Annotated in this window: 17 protein-coding genes; 3 read left to right on the forward strand and 14 right to left on the reverse strand. The window is 37.1% G+C overall.

The features are described 5' to 3' along the window. Window positions 1–251 precede the first annotated feature (251 nt). Window positions 252–677, forward strand: coding sequence for an Hsp20/alpha crystallin family protein (locus CWD91_RS17120; RefSeq protein ID WP_103442200.1), 426 nt, complete (start codon window positions 252–254; stop codon window positions 675–677). Between the two features lie 132 nt (window positions 678–809). Here CWD91_RS17120 and uvrB read toward each other — a convergent pair whose 3' ends face one another. The 3 genes from uvrB to CWD91_RS17140 all read right to left on the reverse strand — a co-directional run bounded on the left by uvrB (window position 810) and on the right by CWD91_RS17140 (window position 4,811). Next, complete coding sequence (gene uvrB, locus CWD91_RS17125; RefSeq protein ID WP_103442201.1) at window positions 810–2,798, reverse strand: excinuclease ABC subunit UvrB; 1,989 nt, start codon at window positions 2,796–2,798, stop codon at window positions 810–812. 251 nt (window positions 2,799–3,049) lie between these two features. Further along, complete coding sequence (locus CWD91_RS17135; protein WP_103442203.1) at window positions 3,050–3,883, reverse strand: ABC transporter permease; 834 nt, start codon at window positions 3,881–3,883, stop codon at window positions 3,050–3,052. 28 nt (window positions 3,884–3,911) lie between these two features. Further along, entirely contained in the window at window positions 3,912–4,811 is a 900-nt protein-coding gene (locus CWD91_RS17140; protein WP_103442204.1) for an ABC transporter ATP-binding protein, read from the reverse strand. Window positions 4,812–4,888: 77 nt separating this feature from the next. On the opposite strand from CWD91_RS17140, the gene CWD91_RS17145 reads away from it, so the two are divergent. Further along, window positions 4,889–5,968, forward strand: a complete 1,080-nt coding sequence (locus CWD91_RS17145; protein ID WP_103442205.1) for a hypothetical protein — start codon at window positions 4,889–4,891, stop codon at window positions 5,966–5,968. Between the two features lie 190 nt (window positions 5,969–6,158). Here CWD91_RS17145 and CWD91_RS17150 read toward each other — a convergent pair whose 3' ends face one another. From CWD91_RS17150 to CWD91_RS17185, 8 genes are all read right to left on the reverse strand, one after another. Further along, entirely contained in the window at window positions 6,159–7,217 is a 1,059-nt protein-coding gene (locus CWD91_RS17150) for a nucleoid-associated protein (protein ID WP_103442206.1), read from the reverse strand. Window positions 7,218–7,355: 138 nt separating this feature from the next. Continuing rightward, on the reverse strand, window positions 7,356–7,853 hold the full coding sequence (locus tag CWD91_RS17155) for an IS1096 element passenger TnpR family protein (protein ID WP_103442358.1): 498 nt from the start codon (window positions 7,851–7,853) through the stop codon (window positions 7,356–7,358). Window positions 7,854–7,879: 26 nt separating this feature from the next. Beyond that, window positions 7,880–8,914 carry a COX15/CtaA family protein gene (locus CWD91_RS17160; RefSeq protein ID WP_103442207.1) on the reverse strand — a complete coding sequence of 345 codons (1,035 nt, stop codon included), beginning with the start codon at window positions 8,912–8,914 and terminating at the stop codon, window positions 7,880–7,882. 118 nt (window positions 8,915–9,032) lie between these two features. Next, entirely contained in the window at window positions 9,033–10,457 is a 1,425-nt protein-coding gene (locus CWD91_RS17165; protein ID WP_103442208.1) for a CCA tRNA nucleotidyltransferase, read from the reverse strand. 2 nt (window positions 10,458–10,459) lie between these two features. After that, on the reverse strand, window positions 10,460–11,029 hold the full coding sequence (locus CWD91_RS17170) for an L-threonylcarbamoyladenylate synthase (RefSeq protein ID WP_103442209.1): 570 nt from the start codon (window positions 11,027–11,029) through the stop codon (window positions 10,460–10,462). Between the two features lie 9 nt (window positions 11,030–11,038). Beyond that, window positions 11,039–12,859 (reverse strand): CDP-glycerol glycerophosphotransferase family protein, encoded by a 1,821-nt coding sequence (locus CWD91_RS23145; protein WP_103442210.1) that lies wholly within the window; start codon window positions 12,857–12,859, stop codon window positions 11,039–11,041. Further along, a complete protein-coding gene (locus tag CWD91_RS17180) occupies window positions 12,856–13,542 on the reverse strand; it encodes a phosphocholine cytidylyltransferase family protein (protein WP_103442211.1) in 687 nt (228 codons plus the stop codon). The genes CWD91_RS23145 and CWD91_RS17180 overlap by 4 nt, the downstream gene beginning before the upstream one ends. A gap of 322 nt (window positions 13,543–13,864) precedes the next feature. After that, on the reverse strand, window positions 13,865–14,659 hold the full coding sequence (locus CWD91_RS17185; protein ID WP_103442212.1) for a glycosyltransferase family 2 protein: 795 nt from the start codon (window positions 14,657–14,659) through the stop codon (window positions 13,865–13,867). 393 nt (window positions 14,660–15,052) lie between these two features. On the opposite strand from CWD91_RS17185, the gene CWD91_RS22905 reads away from it, so the two are divergent. Next, window positions 15,053–15,691 carry an adenylyltransferase/cytidyltransferase family protein gene (locus CWD91_RS22905; protein ID WP_205164658.1) on the forward strand — a complete coding sequence of 213 codons (639 nt, stop codon included), beginning with the start codon at window positions 15,053–15,055 and terminating at the stop codon, window positions 15,689–15,691. On the opposite strand, the gene CWD91_RS17195 is transcribed toward CWD91_RS22905, so the two are convergent. From CWD91_RS17195 to CWD91_RS17205, 3 genes are read right to left on the reverse strand one after another with little or no spacing between them, the layout of a single operon-like run. Then, the gene (locus CWD91_RS17195; protein ID WP_103442213.1) at window positions 15,688–16,272 is read right to left on the reverse strand and encodes a LicD family protein; all 585 of its coding nucleotides are present in this window, start codon (window positions 16,270–16,272) and stop codon (window positions 15,688–15,690) included. The genes CWD91_RS22905 and CWD91_RS17195 overlap by 4 nt on opposite strands. Window positions 16,273–16,279: 7 nt before the next feature. Further along, complete coding sequence (locus tag CWD91_RS17200; protein WP_103442214.1) at window positions 16,280–16,660, reverse strand: HAD family hydrolase; 381 nt, start codon at window positions 16,658–16,660, stop codon at window positions 16,280–16,282. Window positions 16,661–16,669: 9 nt separating this feature from the next. Continuing rightward, window positions 16,670–17,485 (reverse strand): 2,3,4,5-tetrahydropyridine-2,6-dicarboxylate N-succinyltransferase, encoded by an 816-nt coding sequence (locus tag CWD91_RS17205; RefSeq protein ID WP_103442215.1) that lies wholly within the window; start codon window positions 17,483–17,485, stop codon window positions 16,670–16,672. Window positions 17,486–17,492 lie beyond the last annotated feature (7 nt).

Here is a 17,492-nt window from a genome sequence, read left to right on the forward strand (position 1 = left end):
ACACCGTACCTTGGTTATTCAGCCCTGGTCGTTTTTTGGGCGATGCAAAAAATGAACAGAACACAAACTCTGGGCAAGTCTATCCTATCTTTTTCTAATTCACACACAACTTTTAGGATTGATCCTCAATAAGCGACAAAATGTCCGGTAATTAATTCCAAAAAGCGACATATTGGCGTAAATTTGGACTCGGTATAAGATTTGCCTTTTAGCTCATGAGAAATTAAAGTTTAATTTAAAACATAAAAGTCATGAGTCTAGTAAAAAGAAATAATGTACTGTTTCCAACATTAATGAACGAATTTTTAAGACCAGATTGGTTTGGCGGAGTGGATAACTTCAAACAAAATGTACCGGCGGCCAATGTAAAGGAAACTGAAAGCGAATACGTATTGGAATTGGCCATACCTGGAAGAAAAAAAGAGGATTTCAATGTTGAAATCGACAACGACATCCTAACTATTTCTTCTGAAGTTAAAAGTGAAGAAAACAAGGAGGAGGATGGATATACCAGAAGGGAATTTGCCTTTTCTTCATTCAAAAGAGTTTTTAGTTTACCTGAAACAATTTCGTTGGATAAAATCAACGCGTCCTATGAAGATGGAATCCTAAAGTTTGTTATGCCCAAAAAGGAGGAGGCATTGCCAAAGCCCAAAAGATTAATTGAAATAGCATAAGCTTATAAGCAATTGTGAATCCGTAGTGATTCATGATGGTTTGGTTAGTTGGTTGTGAAAGCGCTTCGAGAAATCGAAGCGCTTTTTTGTTCCAACTAAATTTTTAGCTACGCCTGCCGGCCATAAAATATATTATTCCTGCTCCTGTAATGATTTAATTTCATCCCTTAATTTCGCAGCCTGCATAAAATCCAAGTCCTTGGCCGCCTTTTCCATGGCTTTTCTTTTATCCCGTATCATTTTATCTTTTTGTTCAATGGTAAGGTACATTAAATCCGGTTCTGCAGCCTTCATTTCTTCCTTTTCAAAATGATAGGTAGAAACGGAATTTTTGGCTAAGACACTGTCCAAACTTTTGTTCAATGCAGTTGGAGTAATATTATTTTCAAGATTATAGGTGGCTTGTTTTTCACGCCTATAGTTGGTTTCGTCGATTGTTTTTTGCATGCTGTTGGTAATTTTATCAGCATACATTATGGCCTTACCATTCAGATGTCTGGCTGCGCGACCCACGGTCTGGGTCAATGATCTTGCACTTCTTAGAAAACCTTCCTTGTCGGCATCCAGTATTGCCACTAAGGAGACCTCAGGTAAATCAAGACCTTCCCTAAGTAAGTTTACGCCTATGAGTACATCAAAAACACCTTTGCGCAGGTCTTGCATTATTTCCACTCTCTCTAAAGTATCCACATCACTATGTATATATCGGCAACGCACATTTATTCTGGCCAAATATTTGGCCAATTCTTCTGCCATTCGTTTGGTCAAGGTCGTAACCAGTGTCCTTTCGTCTTTTTCCACCCTCAGATGAATTTCCTCGATAAGGTCATCAATTTGATTCAGGCTGGGACGTACCTCAATGATGGGGTCCAATAGTCCTGTCGGCCTTATCACTTGTTCCACATATACTCCTTGGCTCATCTGCAATTCGTAATCGGCAGGAGTGGCACTTACATATATAACTTGATTTTGGAGGGCTTCAAATTCCTCAAATTTTAAAGGCCGGTTATCCATGGCCGCAGGCAATCTAAAACCATACTCCACTAAATTCTCCTTTCTGGAACGGTCACCCCCATACATGGCGTGTACCTGTGGAATGGTAACGTGACTTTCATCTACCACCATTAAATAGTCATTTGGGAAATAATCCAACAAACAGAACGGCCTGGTTCCCGGCTCACGACCGTCCAAATACCTGGAATAATTTTCTATACCCGAACAATACCCCAATTCCCGAATCATTTCCAGATCAAAGTTCGTTCGTTCTTTCAAACGCTTAGCTTCCAGGTGTTTTCCTATTTCTTTGAAATACGCCACCTGATGCACCATATCTTCCTGTATAAGGTGAATGGCATTCTGCAGTACATCTGGGGAGGTGACGAACATATTGGCCGGGTAAATATTAAGCTGTTGATACTTTTCAAGTATTTTGTTCTTGTAGGGGTCAAAGGCCTCTATTTCCTCAATTTCATCCCCGAAAAAATGAATCCTAAAGGCATGGTCTGCATAGCTCGGAAAAACATCCACTACATCTCCTTTTACCCTAAAATTGCCATTTCTAAAATCAGCAGTGGTTCTTGAATAAAGACTTTGAACCAATTGATGTAAAAATTTGGTTCTAGGAATCACTTGGTCTTTATGAATTCCAATGACATTTTTTTGAAATTCCACTGGATTCCCAATACCGTATAGACAGGATACCGAGGCCACAACCAAAATATCCCTCCTACCGGATAAAAGGGATGAAGTTGCACTCAAACGCAGTTTTTCTATATCCTCATTTATGGACAGATCCTTTTCAATATAGGTGCCGCTTGAAGGTATATAAGCCTCAGGTTGATAGTAATCATAGTAGGAAACGAAATATTCCACTGCATTCTCGGGAAAAAACTGTTTAAATTCAGAGTATAATTGTGCTGCCAAGGTTTTATTATGTGCCAATACCAAGGTTGGCCGTTGAACTTGTTCAATAACATTGGCAACGGTAAACGTTTTTCCAGAGCCGGTTACCCCTAAAAGCGTTTGGTAACGCTCATCGGATTCCAAGCCCTTTTTCAATTGTTTTATGGCTTGGGGCTGATCACCTGTAGGTTTAAATTCGGATACAACTTTAAATTTCATTTACTAAATATTTCTTGTGATAATGCTACAATACACTTGTATTGCATTTGGGAACTCCCATAAATCTATCAGGATTAATCCCTAAGAAAATTCATGGGCAAGTGGATATATGTTCGCTTAAAGGCCTAAAATTAATAAATAGAGATCAATACCAAGGTTCTTTGGGAGCTATTTATGACCCACTTAGTGCTTCTTTGTGGGATAGAGGCAAAAGAGACGGAAAAAGCCATGGTACTTTTCAGTTATGAGGCTTATAAATCCCGTTTCTTGAGTAGGATAAAAGAAAGATAAATGAAAATTGAGGTCCAGCACCCAACTATTAAAATCTCATAAAAATGGACGGAATAGTCTTTATGGAATTCTTCTCCAACTTGTTCTACCATACTTTGTACCGCCTTAAATCTTGAGATAGGTTCCTTGATCAAGTTGCCCATAGACTCGAGGGGGAGAAATTTCATCGCGGAAGCAGAGGCTTCCTTACCGGCCAACCACCACACTAGAAATCGAATACCCAAATTTTCAATGGCAAACCATATAATTAAAAAACCCAAGGCAAAGGCAGACCGTTTAACCAATATTCCTAGGAAAAGGCAAAAGGAAAAGAAACCTAACAACTTAATGAAATAGGCCAATAAGTACTCCAATTCAGAAAATATAATCGATAGTTCGGTAAAATCAGAATAAAAGAGGCCCAACACTAGTGAAACTAGAAAAACAAAAATAGTGGAAATAACAGAAAAGGCAAAAACGGTAATAAATTTAGAGGCAATAAATTCCTTTTTACTAAGACCGTCTATCAAATTTTGTTTTAAAGTCTTATTGCTGTATTCGTTGGCCATCATGGAGACAATAATGATGGCAAAAAAGAGTTTCAATCCACTGGCTATCCATGTGTTCAAATGCCAGATGTAAGGAAAATTAAAAATACCCTGCTCGGCAACATGGAATTGAATTGGCCCTATATCAAACTTGATGGCTGCAATTAATGCCATGCAAAGAATAAGGACGAAGTAGGAAATGATCAGAACCCTACTCGCATTATTGTTCCATAATTTTATAAATTCTATCTGTAATAAACGTAACATAGTTTTATTGGGTTAAGAGCATTGGCAGTTATTTGTTATGGTTTGTCAGGCTGAGGAATTGTTCTTCTAGACTCGCTTTACGTTTTACCAAATGGGAAAGCACAATACCGTTTTTAAATAGGTCATTATTTAGGCTACTTGCATCCATTTCTTCCTTCAGAATTGCGGTAATCAAGCCATTTTCCTGTTTTAAGGAACCAAAACTGCCATGATTGCCAAGGAAGTTCATCAATGCAGGTTCATCCGTGGCCCTTAATTCAAAGAAACCATAGCTGGTCAACATTTCATCTACAGGTCCGGAATAGAGTTTTTCTCCTTTTCGTAGGATTACTACATGGCTGCAGACCTTTTCCACCTCGTCCAACAAATGCGAGGCTAAAAGAATGGTTGTGCCCTGAGCTGCAATTTTTTTTATGATTCCCCTTATCTGATGTATTCCTTGGGGGTCTAATCCATTGGTAGGTTCGTCCAGAATCAATATTTCGGGATCATTGAGAAGTGCCGAAGCTATGGCCAATCTCTGTTTCATTCCAAGGGAATAGGTCCGGAACTTACTGTTCTTTCGTTCCAAAAGTCCAACCATTTCCAATTTTTCCTCAATTTTATCCTCGGGTACTTCCTTGATCTTACAGACCAATTTAAGATTTTGAATCGCCGTCATATAGGGGTAGAAGTTGGGGCGTTCAATAATGGCACCCACTTTTTTTAGTGCGGAGTGGGTAGAAACGTTACCTCCAAACCATGCAAAGTCACCTGCTGTCTTATTTACAACATTCAGAACTATTCCCAGGGTGGTTGATTTTCCACTGCCATTAGGACCTAAAATACCATAAACATTGCCTTTTTCAATATTAAAGGAAAGATCTTTTACGGCTGTCAGGTATCCAAACTTTTTGGTGAGATTGTTTACGGTAAGTATAGTTTCCAAAATAGGATAGTTTTTTTGATTGTTTGTACTTACTTGACGAAGAAATCGTTATTTTGTTACAAATTAAAGTTTTTTCCATGTCTGAAAGATTAATGTCCAAGAAAAAGCCTGCATTTCCGGTCAACAAAAAATTGGATGCCTATTTAGAGCACTACAGTAGAAAAATTGAAATCCCAATTTTCTACGAGGACCTGTTGCGTTTTTCCGGGTCTATAGTTGTATACGATTCCAATGATGAGGATACACTTTGGGTCCGTGTTTATTATAGCGAGTTCGATAGGATAGAGATAGATATCAGTCTTAAAAAAGTGTATTCCATTCTTCATTCCGATGGAAGTGATAGCATTTTTCCATTTTTAAATGTTGATGCCGTTGATTACTGCACCTTTGGGAACTCCAAACCATTTAGAATCAAGGTTAGGAATATACTGAACGACAATTTCACCTATTTTTATGTAAAAAAGACGGATGCCTCCAGGATTTATGGCCTGGAATTGGAACATATGTTATCTCCATATAATCTTAACTTCTTGGTATATGGTGATACTTTGATAGAGGAACATATCGCCGGTATTCCCGGTGATGTATTTATAAAGGATTTTTTGCCAAAATGTACCGAATCGGAAAAATCGCAGTTGGCAAAGGAGTTTGTAAAGTTTAATGAACGCTGCATGATCCGACTTTTGGGTGATATGCGATCTTATAATTACGTTATTGTTCCCACCCATGATTTTGACCATGTAGTATACAAAATAAGGGCTATAGATTTTGACCAACAGTGTTATGAGGGAAAATTGAAGGTGTACAGGCCTCAATTTTTTAAAGAAAATTATGAAATGGTCATGTTGGTAAAGGAAAAGTTACAGCGTAATTCTGTGGATCAATACAAGATTGAAGAACGTTCCATAGTGGCCAAAAGAATATTGAGTTCCGGAAACCGTATCAAGCGATTGATTTCTATTGTTAAGATGGATAAAATATCCAATGAGGAGAACATAGCCGCCTTGGCCGTACATATTCAAGACTTAACAGGAGATATCGATTTTAAAACCTGTAAGACCATGGGAGAAGTATTGGCCCTGGCCTTGGATTTTGTGAAAAGAAACTATCAGGATGTTAGTATGAAGCAGATTATTGAGAACAGGATAAATATTTGATATCTTTTATTTTAGGCGGATTTTTATTCCCTGCTCCGTAGTGACCTTAGTTTGAATATCGACTGTAATATTCCTTGTAAATTAAAACCAGATCAGGCCTTGGATCAATATTGATCCAAGGCCTGATCTGGTTTTTAAGGACTAGGGTCCAGTTCCTATTATCCTAGTTACGAGTGGGCAAATTTAATGCCTAACTTTTCTGTTCCTTGTTAAAATAGACTAGGTAATAATACATTTGCCGTTCTTCGTCCCAACCTTTCTCGACAAATTTTTGGGCAGATTCAGGATTGATAAAATCCAGTTTGATCTGAATATTGGTATCCAAATTGATAACGTTCTTTATTTTTTTTCTGGCGTCGGAAACGGCTTTGTTGGCAATGTCAAACGTAGAGACGTCCTCTATACTGTATTTAGGACCCTTTTCAACTTTATAGTGCTTAAATTCCGGTATCAGATCTGGATTCTCCATGACCTCGTTCAAGAAATTGGTTTCTTCAAAGGCATCATTTTTTGCAAAATGATTTACCGCCCTGTTCATAAACAAAACTTCCTGCTGTTTGTCTTCGGCTGGCAAAACCACATCCTTGGCAAAGTTTTGACAGAATTTTAAATAGTTTTTGGTTTTAAAATTATCATCCGACAGGGCATCAACCCCTAAAAAGTTTTCCAACCAGTATTTGGTGTCGTAACGATTGCTGTCTACTGAAAGCACCTTATAACCTTCTTCCTTATTGGTATTAAAAATTAAACACCCCTTATCCAATTTATTAATATTGATGCCTTGTTGGACCAGAATATCCAGACTATTTCCCTTTTCCTGAAATTGAAGGAAATCGTGCTTAAGCTCACTTTTAAATATGCCCACGGCGTTCACCTTTACATTGTCCAGCATTAGATCGGTAAGATAGGCAACGTAAACTTCCCCGCTCTTGATATGTGGGTGGTTGGACTGGTCAAATAACTGAGTAGCTATTTTTTTTGAATTGGCATGTAGGCTGCTGGGCTCATCGAAAATATCGCTAACAATTTTGAATACTTCATTAAATTCGACATCTGCCTCATTGGAGAAATAATAGTAATTTTCCTCCTTCTCCCTAAATGGTTTAAAAAAATATTCTTTTAGAAGCCCCGTGGTTTCATCGTTCAGGGAAAATGGTTCTTCTGAGAGAAAAATACCTTCGCTTTTATTTTTGTTGCCCACACGATGTATGGATATGGTTTCAATTTGGGTAGGGTATAAATTAATCATAGATTTAGGAAATAATTTAAAAGGTTATTTTGTACTTAAGTCTCAATTAAGAAGTTAAGTTAGTTGTTTTTTTCCAGTGGACCGGGTACAGGCTCAATCAAATCCATTAACTGTCCCTGTTCATCGCAATTGGAATTATTAGTTCCAGTTCTCATCAAAATCCAAATCTTCGTAATTGTCCAAAGTGTTGTCAAAATCAAATTCGTTTTCATCGGCCTCAAACGTTTTTTCCGGTGGGGAGTCCGGTACTTCACCAAAACTAAAAAGTGTATTGGGATAGGCCTTCCCGTCTTCTTTTTCAACAATATCGGCCAATTCCACAAAGAAGGTCCACATGCTTAAAAAGTCATAAACATATATGAGTTTGGGCGAATGTTCTGTAAGAATGTCCTGCAACAGAATTTCGTTCATTAAGCGGACATCGGAGCCACTTTCGCTCATATCGAACAAAGCAATTTCCTCGTCCTGTTTCCACTCTTCATCACAGGTATAGAAAGAGGCCATTTCATTTCCTAAAAAACCAAAAGCCTGGGTAATGGCATTGTGAAGGTCTTCCATGGTATTGATTCCCTCTATTTCTATATCCCTAAAAATATCTTCTTCGGCATCTAGAATGATCCTTATTTTATATATCATTGGGTCCTTTTTTTGTGGTGGCAAAGTTACAAAGTTTTGATGGTTTTAAAAGCATTTAAAGCTTCCAAAACCAAATAGAACTGAAAACCAAATAAAACTGCCGCCAATACAAGATGAAAGGATTGGGTAGTAAAAGGGAAATCGAGATAATACATGGCCATTCCCGAAATAATTTCCAAGAGTAAGAGTGCCAAAACCCAATTTATTTTGGTATAACCAAGGTTTAATTTGTAAATCCTTATGGCAAGTAAAAGGTTTAACAGGACTACGATTATGGAAAACGAGCGATGTATATAAAAGGGGAGCGTTGCATTACTTAACCATAGACCAGGTGCATTTTCACCATAAAGGTCGGTTTGCAAATCAACAAATTGTCTTACTTGTGTTCCCAAAACAATTTGGACCAAGGTGGTTGAAAGAACCAATATCATAAAGTTCCTTGTAATTTTGTCGGGTTTTAAAGACTTCATCTTATTGTTGGTGGTGTGTATCAAGTACAGTATCATCGCAACTATAACCAAAGCCATTACCATATGAATAGTTATTTTGGCCGGAGCCAAAACAGAGTACACGACTGTGGCCCCAAGCCATGCTTGGAAACCCATTGCGAATACAACTAGCCATGAAAGTATTGTGATGGTTCTTCGTTTTTTCCAATAGGTAAATGAGGCAATGGCCATCATTAAGGTTCCAAGTCCTGCAAGTGCTCCAAATAACCTATTAATGAATTCGGTCCATGTATGGAGAGGATTAAAAATTGCGTAGTCGTGCTTCGTATATGGCACCCAATTATTGGCATTATATTCTGTGGTTGTACTAAAATTCTCCCTGGCTACCCATAAGGATTCTTCAACAATAATTACCTGACCTTTTTTGAATTCTTTTTTTGGCTGCCATTGCAATTCTGCAATATCCGTGGGGGGGATATAATATCCGAAACATTTGGGCCAATCCGGGCATCCCATACCACTACCGGTCATTCTTACAACAGCTCCGGCCACAATTACCAAGTAGACCAAAACCAAAGAGATTTTGGCGATTTTTGTAAATTTATTCTGCATTTGGATATTTGAAAGAACAGTGCAAAATTACCACTCTTTTATCAGAAATATAGTCTGAATAAGTCTTAATTTTAAGATAAATAGGGTGATTTTTATAACTTCAAATGCGAAGGTAATTTTAATTCCCCTTAAGACCCATATCTTTTCCTTTTTGCAACATTAAGGTGTAAGCTGCATTGTACTCATTGGGAATTTCCCCTTCCAATATGGCTTCTTTTATAGCCTCCTTAATCATACCTATTTCCTTGGAAGGTTTAAGGTTGAAAGTTTTCATGATTTCCTCTCCACTAATGGGGGGTTGAAAATTTCTTACATGATCCCTTTCTTCTACCTCTTCGATTTTTTGACGGACATTTTTAAAATTATTTCTATACCTCTTTTGCTTTTTGGGATTCTTGGTAGTAATATCCGCTTCACAAAGGGTCATTAGGTCTTCCACATGCTCTCCTGCGTCAAAAATAAGCCTTCTTACTGCCGAGTCCGTTACAAAATCCTCAGAGAGCACAATGGGCCTGGAACTCATTAACACCATCTTCTGAACAAATTTCATTTTTTCGTTTAAGGGCAACCTTAGGCGCTTAAAAAGTTTGTAGACCATTTTAGACCCAATAAATTCGTGTCCATGGAATGTCCAACCTATTTTTTTGTCAAATTTTTTGGTGGGTGCCTTGCCTATATCATGTAAAAGTGCGGCCCAACGTAGCCAAACATTTTCTGTGTTTAGGGAAATATTATCTACGACCTCCAAAGTGTGCCAAAAATTATCCTTGTGGCGTTGTCCTTCAATTTCCTCTATGCCTTCCAAAGCCACCAATTCCGGCATAATAAAGGGCAATAGACCTGTTTCATGAAGCAGGGAAAACCCGAGAGAGGGTTTGGTGCTGGCCAAAATTTTATGTAATTCATCAACGATGCGTTCATTGGAAATAATATTAATTCTCTCCTTATTGTCCACAATGGCTTGTAAAGATTCAGGATGGATTATAAAGTTTAATTGAGTGGCAAACCTTATGGCACGCATCATTCGCAATGGGTCATCGGAATACGTAATATCAGGGTCCAATGGAGTTCTAATCAGCTGTCTTTTCAAATCCCCAATACCGTCGAAAGGATCTAGAAGCTGTCCGTAGTCTCTAGAATTGAGGGAAATGGCCAAGGCGTTAATTGTGAAATCCCTTCGTTTTTGGTCATCTTCCAAGCTGCCATTTTCAACTACCGGTTTTCTACTGTCACGGTGGTAACTTTCCTTTCTAGCCCCAACAAACTCAATTTCAATGTCCTGAAATTTGATCATTGCCGTTCCAAAATTCTTAAAGACGCTTACTTCCGAGCTTCCTGGTAATTTATTAGCTACCAATTTGGCCAATTCAATTCCACTGCCTATGGCAACAATATCGATATCCTTTGGTGTTCCCCTTCGCAATAGATAGTCCCTTACAAAGCCTCCGATAACATAGGAATCTAATGAGAGTTCCTTAGCTGCATCCGAAATGGTAGAAAATATTGGGTTGATTAAGGCTTCTTCGTGGTTTCTGTTCGTCATTCTTATTCTCGGATCACTTTTACGGTACCATCACTACCGAGCATAATAATGGATGATGGGGTACTTTTAATTTTATCGCGGTCCAAATTTACTATATAGTCTACACCTTTTAAAATCTCATCGTGTATTTCTTTGAAACTATTGGGAGTTGGTTCCCCGGCAATATTGGCAGAAGTGGATACGATGGGTTTCTTAAATTTCTTTATTAGATACTGACAGAACTGATCCGTAGCCACCCTAATGGCCAAAGTATTGTCCTGTGCAATTAAATTTTTGGCTATACCCTTAGGCGATTCATAGACTATGGTGGTTGGTTTGGTAGATAGGTCTATAATGTCATAGGCCAGTTCCGGTACTTTGTTAACATGTTGTTCCAGCATAAAATCGTTCGCCACCAAACAGATCATAGTTTTTGTATTAGATCTTTTTTTTAGGGCGTAAATTTTTTCTACAGCCTCTTCATTTGTAGCGTCACAACCAATGCCCCACACAGTATCCGTGGGGTATAAAATAAGGCCTCCCTTAGTTAGGATATCAAAACATTGGTTTACCTCGGAAAGAATATCTTTCATAATTGACTGTTACCTTAAATTCCGCAATCGTTTTAATTCCTTGTATCGGGAGTATACCCCCAATGCATTTAGATAGCATATGATCAGACCCTTTTTGCCATCAAGAACACCAAATCGTAGGATATAATGATTAAAAAATTTGTAAAATGGTCTAAATATAAAGTGGTACAAATTTGGGGAATAATCTTTTTTTAACTCCTCTACAGCTTTCATTTGCCCATATTTTATCATCTTGCCCTTATAGTCTTCATAATTCTTATAGGAGTAATGTATCAGTTTGTTTTTGAGTACACCGGACTGTCCATCTACAACCAAGGTTTCGTGGACAATTCTATCTTGGGTAAAATGAACTTTACTCTTTTTAAAGAGCCTATAATTTTTATCCCTTTGCCACCCACTAAAGCGTAGAACCTTATTTTTGAACATAAAGATTCTATAAAAATAATAGGCATCTGCTGTGGGTTCAGTTAAATTAACGGTTTCCAAGATTTCATTTCTTAAGCGATCAGGGACGCGCTCATCCGCATCCAAAAAAAGGATCCAATCATTGGTTGCCTGTTCCAAGGCATATGATTTTTGGTCCGTATAATTAACAAAGGGGCGTTGAATTAACTTAACATTTGGATGTTCCTTGATTTTTTCGATGGTTCCATCCGTGCTATAGGAATCCACAACGATAATTTCATCTGCAAACTTTACATTTTCTAAAACTGCATTAATATGTATATCTTCATTGAACGTAATAAGAATTGCAGAAATCTTATTATTTTTTTCACCATTAAAGGGATTCAATATAGGCTTCCCAAACATGGAATTAATTTTGAGTCTCCGCGCCAAGGATAGTTTTCTTTCTTCGGGCACCCCATTGGTTTCAATTTGTTTTTTTGCAGCATTCACCATACGTAGGGCTGACTTTCCGTCCTGATAAGGGTGAAATTGCATGTTTATATAAGCTCTTTCCGCAGCATGGGGGTCCAGATGAAAATTATCCAAAACCTTATTGGTGAGTCCCGTATAGGATTTTGAATTGTCCCACAATACCTTTTCCGCTATATTTCTAAAAGATATTACAGGCTTGTTTAATAGAATAAATTCGTAAATAACAGATGAGGTGTCACTTATCAATATATCAGCTTGGAGGAGCGATTTAATAATATTTTTGTCGTCCTTGAAAAGTACGTTTGGGATTTCATTGGCCAATGTTCTGTATGCCCTTATCCACTTATGATCCATAAGATCATGGAACTTAATGAAGATAATGTAGCCTGTTTTCTCTGCGAGATCTTTTATTTCCTTTAATAGAAAGGGTGCAGAAGTAAGGCTAGGAGAGAAGGTAGGTGCGTAGAGGACAATCTTGTCCGTATTGTATTGCTGCAGTATGGCCTTCTTTTCAAAGTCGTATCTATTTTTTTCTGAGCTGTACACGTCCAATTTTGGCCAGCCGGTTTCTATGACATCAAAATTTCTGTGTATTTTTTTTAATTCATTGAATTTATCAGTGAAATAAGGTCCTTGTGTAAGATAAAGATCAAAGTAGTGCCGTATTCGGAAATGTCCTTTCTTTTCACCGGCCAGTCCGTGAAAGACCTGGACTTTGAGTCCGCGAATATAATAGGGGACTTCATTGCCTGGAACAAAAATGGCATCGCTTTTATAGAGCTGTAAATCTAAAGTGCTTACTGTATACGCCTCATTTTTATAGGGAAAATTATCCAGAAGTTTCCCGGATATGTACCAAAGAAAGTCATGGTCTTGTTCCAGAAGTACATCCCGAATTGGGGAAAGGATACCAAAGGCATAGGCATTTTGGCAAAATAAAATTATCTTCATTTCTGGAATAGGGTATTGGCATTTTCCAAATCCTCCTTAAAGTCGACCTCCATACAATCGAATTCTGAAATGTCGACAGCACTAATTTTTAATCCGTCTTTTTCTATTGAAATTTCCAATCCTCTTTCAAAATAATCATTGTCATCACATTCTTCCAGCCTATCTATAAAACTATTAATGTCTTTGGAAGCAATGAAATTAATGCCCACTGCCTCTCCAAGTCCATTTTTTACGGTCTTGGACAACTTGTCAATATAGTTTTCCCTTAAAGTGTACTTTACTTCCTCATCCGCCACTTTACTGGTGTTCACAGCAACAAATGATTGATTTTTATCAATATATGGTTTTAAAACAGAAAATAGTCTTACGTCAAAAACAACATCGCCATTAAGCCAAAGCACAGATTTATCCCTGTTTTTTTTAAGGGCTTTTAATAGGCTTTTGGATGTATTGGTCTGATCGAAAAAAGGGTTATAAATATAGGTGAGTTCAGGAAAACGTTCCATTATCAGGTCCTTTTTAAAACCAACAACAACATTTATGTCATGAATATTAAAGGTTACCTCCAGGTTGTTTACCTGCATCTCCATGATACACTTTCCATTCTTTAAAGGTGTTAGAGGTTTAGGAAAAGGGTTTCCAAGTCTTGATCCAATACCCGCTGCTAAAATGACAATTTTCATGAATTTTATTATTAATTTAATGACTGGTCCAGATCTGGACAGGTCCTATATTTTTTTAACCATAACCTCTTGCAAAGATAAGGGTGGGGGCAAAGATATGTAAATAATGGTTTATAATTTTTAAGGGTGATGAACAGTACGCCTTCCATAGGAGTAATAGCAGTACTTGTTATTTCGGAGAATGGTTGATGTAGATAGTACTGTGAATTCAAAAATCCGTAACGTTGAATATGGCAATAATGCCTTTAAGGCGAATATATAACGGAGAAGAAAGTTTATGGTAATTTACGGAAAGATGTTGCCAGATGTAAAGCAAATTCAATTATGATTTGACCAAAAAATAGGCCATTTTTTCTTTTTTCCCCAAACGCTGTAGTTCCTTGTACCTTTCAAAATCGCCCAATGCGTTTAAATAGCATATCGTAATTCCTTTTTTTCCATCGAGTATTCCCAATCTAATAATGTAATGATTGAAAAACTTCCAAAAAGGTTTAAGAACTAGAAGTAGATAATTGAATTTTTTTTCTTTTTTATGGGCTTCCTTAGCTTTTAAACGCCCGTATTTAAGCATTTTATACTTATAATCTTCATAGTTCTTGTAGCAAAAGTGCACTAGTTTTTGCTGTAATATTCCAGAAGTGCCATTGACGACAAGGGTTTCATGAACTATTTTCTCTTTGGCAAATTGGGCCTTACTTTTTCTGAAAAGCCGGTAATTTTTATCGGTTTGCCATCCGCTAAAGCGTAGTGGCCTATTTTGGAACATGAATTTTCTGTAAAACCAGTAAGCACAATGTTCAGACTCTTTCTTTGCCTTACAAATGATTTCCTTCCTTAATTCTTCTGTAACTACTTCATCGGCATCCAGGAAAAGAACCCAATCATGTGTAGCTTGTTTTAGCGCATAGGATTTTTGTGCCGTATAATTATCAAATTCATGTTGAATCACATTAACCTTCGGATGGTTGTTCAGATATTGGTATGTGCCATCCGTACTATACGAGTCTACAACTATAATTTCATCTACAAATTCAATGGAGTCTATACATTTTTCAATATACCCCATTTCATTATAAGTGATGATTAGGGCTGATATTTTTTCTCTTTGATCTAGCATGTAATCGAAATTTTTACCACTTAATAGATAGTGTTTATGGAAATAGTTGCGTTGAAATCACCAAAATCTATAAGGAGGTTACCTATTATATAACAAATAAAAGGCCAATATAGTATGTCAATAATGTTACTGGCGGTACTAAGGTTGTTCACCTACAGGATTAAAGTTACTTCAGGAATTATTGGAAGTATTAGGATTTTTTAGGAAAGAACACAGAATTTGGAGCATAATGTCCTGGGCTGGTTCATAATTTATTAGGCCGTTTTTTATCATAACTTCATAAATCGTGGTGTTGATAAGGGCAACGAATAAATAATTGGGCATAATAAATTATAACTGTAAACGTTTACTACCTTTGATCCTTTTTGTACTAATCAATTGGTTTGTAAATAAATGACTGAGTTATATCTAAATATTTTATCTTCAAAGTATCCAAATTGGAATTTTAACAGCGATCCAGATGATAATGTAAAATTATCCATAAGCTGCAAGTCCGAATTTGAGGGAGCCTTGATGGAAATGCTGGATATAGTTAAAAACATTAGTGTTTTCTTTGACAATAAAGATTATGTCATTAAACTAAAAAAAGGAAATACTCTAGGTATAAAAGTGAAGTATGGCAAAAAGACCAAAAAGTACAATAAAATGTATACTTCGGGTTGTTTTGACATATTTCATTATGGGCACCTCAATATTCTAAAAAAGTCTAAAGGCATGTGCGACCATTTGATTGTAGGTGTTTCCACAGATGAACTTATATTAAAGGAAAAAGGTAGATTGCCAGTTATTCCGTTCGAGGAAAGAATGAAGTTGGTCAAGGCCATTAGCTATGTTGATGAGGTTATTCCGCAGGTAGATAAAAATAAGCAACGTATAGTGGATGAATATGACATAGATGCCATTTCTGTGGGTGATGATTGGAAAGGCAGATTTCCACAAACGACTTGCCCTGTAGAATATGTTACCTATACGGCCAATGTTAGCAGTACTATTTTAAAAGAAACATTGCAATTGCAGGAAGTAGTGTCTTAGGCTATTGCGTTATCGTCCTTTGAGGTGTCCCAATCCTTCACCGGTTTTTGCCAATCCCCATACCTATAGGTAAGATACTCATCCGTAAGTGCGGGAATGTTATAAACAAACCCCTTAAATTTAATGTTTCCAAAGGTTTGGTAGAACTTGCTGGGTACACACTTGGTTTTATTGTCGATTTGCCAGTAACTATTCCCGTTTTTCGGATACTTTATAAAAACATCCAAACAAACCGCTCCTTTCAAAAGACCAAAAAATCGTTTTTCCCTTATTTTTATCATTCTTATTGCATCCTTTGCGAAAAACTCATAGGTGCTATCAAAGTATCTTGTTCTTACTCTATATCCCGCTTTCTTCAATTCGGTATAAAAATCGTCCAGTTTGTCTATTTGATCTTGATTTATAGAAACATCAATGTCATTATCCCAAGGCAAAAGTCGGTTCTCCCTTCTTATACCCAATAAAGTACCTCCTTCAATCCAATAATCAATGTTGCAATTTTTGAAAATAGTGGCTACATTTTGTAGCATTCTTTCGGCTATAACTTTGTTTTTTCCTTCAAGTGTAATGTTATAGGCCATGATGGGGTTATACTAGATTAATTTTCAGGAATGAATGCAACTCAATAAGACTGTCCTCTTTTTTGTAGTGATAAGTATTTATGCCCACGGATATTGCAGAATTTACGGCCTCTAAGTTATGTTCAAAATAGATAACATCATTTGGATCCAAATTATAAAATTCCAACATTCTTATGTAATATGCCTTATCGGTTTTGTTGGGATTATGTTCCAAACTAAAAACCTCATAAGGCATATTTACAATTCCATACCTGATACATTCTTGTGGATCGGCATTTGTTAAAATGATTTTCGGATTTGGAAAAGTATCCAATAGTTTTTTCAAATCCTGGTCTATTCCATTTTCCGTAACAAATGTATTCCATGCGTCTACAAGAATCGATTTCATTTTTTATAATTAAACGGCAACATCATATTCCCTTAAGGCATCATTTAGGGAAGTTTTTTTATTGGTGCTCTCCTTTCTGGTGCCAATAATCAGTGCGCAGGGTACTTGAAATTCCCCAGCAGGAAACTTCTTGGTATAACTACCAGGAATTACAACCGATCTGGCAGGTACCAAACCTTTTCTTTCTACAGGTTTGTCACCTGTAACATCTATAATTTTTGTAGAGGCTGTAAGTACCACATTGGCTCCCAAAACGGCCTCTTTTTCAACGCGAACACCTTCAACAACAATACATCTTGAACCTATAAAGGCATTGTCCTCTATTATCACCGGAGCGGCTTGTAATGGTTCCAACACTCCACCGATTCCAACACCACCACTAAGATGAACATTTTTACCAATTTGGGCACAACTACCTACCGTTGCCCAAGTATCTACCATTGTACCCTCATCTACATAGGCACCAATGTTTACATAGCTTGGCATTAGGATGGTACCTGCGGAAATATATGATCCATGTCTTGCAACTGCATTGGGAACAACACGAATGCCTTTTTCGGCATACCCTCTCTTTAATGGCATTTTATCGTGGTATTCAAAGATCCCCGCTTCAAGGGTTTCCATTTTTTGTATTGGAAAATATAGTACCACCGCTTTTTTTACCCATTCATTTATCTGCCAACCCTCAGTGGTAGGTTCTGCACAGCGTAATTTTCCGTTATCCAAAAGATCTATGACTTCACGAATTGCATTTTGGGTTGGGATTTCTTTTAGTAGTTCTCGATTCTCCCAAGCGGTTTCTATTGTTTTTCTTAGTTCTTTCATCTTTAAT

The organism is Arenibacter hampyeongensis, from assembly GCF_002909255.1.
GTDB lineage: Bacteria > Bacteroidota > Bacteroidia > Flavobacteriales > Flavobacteriaceae > Arenibacter > Arenibacter hampyeongensis.

Excerpts from the sequence above, each read along its gene's own strand:
- CWD91_RS17200 (WP_103442214.1), bottom strand. The coding sequence starts at position 16,660 with ATGAAATCGATTCTTGTAGACGCATGGAATACATTTGTTACGGAAAAT.
- CWD91_RS17145 (WP_103442205.1), top strand. The coding sequence starts at position 4,889 with ATGTCTGAAAGATTAATGTCCAAGAAAAAGCCTGCATTTCCGGTCAAC.
- CWD91_RS17160 (WP_103442207.1), bottom strand. The coding sequence starts at position 8,914 with ATGCAGAATAAATTTACAAAAATCGCCAAAATCTCTTTGGTTTTGGTC.
- CWD91_RS17185 (WP_103442212.1), bottom strand. The coding sequence starts at position 14,659 with ATGCTAGATCAAAGAGAAAAAATATCAGCCCTAATCATCACTTATAAT.
- CWD91_RS17205 (WP_103442215.1), bottom strand. The coding sequence starts at position 17,485 with ATGAAAGAACTAAGAAAAACAATAGAAACCGCTTGGGAGAATCGAGAA.
- CWD91_RS17155 (WP_103442358.1), bottom strand. The coding sequence starts at position 7,853 with ATGATATATAAAATAAGGATCATTCTAGATGCCGAAGAAGATATTTTT.
- CWD91_RS17170 (WP_103442209.1), bottom strand. The coding sequence starts at position 11,029 with ATGAAAGATATTCTTTCCGAGGTAAACCAATGTTTTGATATCCTAACT.
- CWD91_RS17165 (WP_103442208.1), bottom strand. The coding sequence starts at position 10,457 with ATGACGAACAGAAACCACGAAGAAGCCTTAATCAACCCAATATTTTCT.
- CWD91_RS17120 (WP_103442200.1), top strand. The coding sequence starts at position 252 with ATGAGTCTAGTAAAAAGAAATAATGTACTGTTTCCAACATTAATGAAC.
- CWD91_RS17195 (WP_103442213.1), bottom strand. The coding sequence starts at position 16,272 with ATGGCCTATAACATTACACTTGAAGGAAAAAACAAAGTTATAGCCGAA.
- CWD91_RS17150 (WP_103442206.1), bottom strand. The coding sequence starts at position 7,217 with ATGATTAATTTATACCCTACCCAAATTGAAACCATATCCATACATCGT.
- CWD91_RS23145 (WP_103442210.1), bottom strand. The coding sequence starts at position 12,859 with ATGAAGATAATTTTATTTTGCCAAAATGCCTATGCCTTTGGTATCCTT.
- uvrB (WP_103442201.1), bottom strand. The coding sequence starts at position 2,798 with ATGAAATTTAAAGTTGTATCCGAATTTAAACCTACAGGTGATCAGCCC.
- CWD91_RS17180 (WP_103442211.1), bottom strand. The coding sequence starts at position 13,542 with ATGAAAATTGTCATTTTAGCAGCGGGTATTGGATCAAGACTTGGAAAC.
- CWD91_RS22905 (WP_205164658.1), top strand. The coding sequence starts at position 15,053 with ATGACTGAGTTATATCTAAATATTTTATCTTCAAAGTATCCAAATTGG.
- CWD91_RS17135 (WP_103442203.1), bottom strand. The coding sequence starts at position 3,883 with ATGTTACGTTTATTACAGATAGAATTTATAAAATTATGGAACAATAAT.